Origin of the sequence: Bacillus sp. AY2-1, from assembly GCF_008368965.1 — a bacterium.
GTDB lineage: Bacteria > Bacillota > Bacilli > Bacillales > Bacillaceae_G > Bacillus_A > Bacillus_A thuringiensis_S.
In genome coordinates this window covers 1-762 of sequence record NZ_QPEL01000302.1, presented here as the reverse complement: position 1 = coordinate 762, position 762 = coordinate 1, and the positions used below count along the sequence as shown (strand labels likewise).

The following is a 762-nucleotide window of genomic DNA, read 5'->3' as shown; positions in this document are numbered from 1 at the left end:
TATTAGTTGTGTTATTCATTCTATTAATAATTGTAGGATGCAGCTGCTGGGGCGGAGGATACTAATTTTTAATTAGTCTTCACAAATGTAAACTAAAAAACATTGAAGATACTTATGTATCGAAACAAATAAAAAAGGAGCGACTATGCTCCTTTTTTATTTGTTTTAATGCGTATTCTTACTATATTTTGGGAACGTAATCGTTAAAGTCGTTCCTTTACTAACGATACTTCGGATTTTTAAACTTCCATACATCGTCTCAATAATCTTAACAGCAACCATCGTACCTAAACCGGTGCCTTTCGTTTTTGTACTAAAATACGGTTCACCGAATCGATGTATTTGCTCCTGTGACATTCCAACTCCGCTATCTTCAATTCGTATTTCAACTTTACTATTATTGATAGATGAGGAAATATTTAAGGTACCACCATTAGGCATTGCTTCAATACTGTTTTTTATTAAGTTTAAAAAACATTGTTGAAAGTGTTGTTTATTACCAACAATGGTTGCCTCAGAAAAATCCTGTGTAATATGTATCGTATTCATATTACACAATGGCAATATCATATTAATAACTCGATTTAACTCTTGTTTTACTGAAATTTGATCTAATTTTTCTGGAGAAGGTTTGGCAAACGTTAAGTAATCATCGATAATTTCTTGGGCACGATTTAACTCTTCAAGTATATGTTTAATATATTCGTCTCTTGATTCAGGAGTTAAATTTGGTGTTTTTAAAAGCTGTGTAAATCCTTTTAC

General features: G+C 31.4%; 2 protein-coding genes. One reads left to right on the top strand and one right to left on the bottom strand.

Annotated elements, in window-relative coordinates:
• Window positions 1-65: YjcZ family sporulation protein (locus DN403_RS30640; protein ID WP_141548491.1), on the top strand; the 65-nt coding region annotated here is incomplete at its 5' end.
• Between the two features lie 100 nt (window positions 66-165).
• Here DN403_RS30640 and DN403_RS30635 read toward each other — a convergent pair.
• Window positions 166-762: sensor histidine kinase (locus DN403_RS30635; RefSeq protein WP_149186119.1), on the bottom strand; the 597-nt coding region annotated here is incomplete at its 5' end.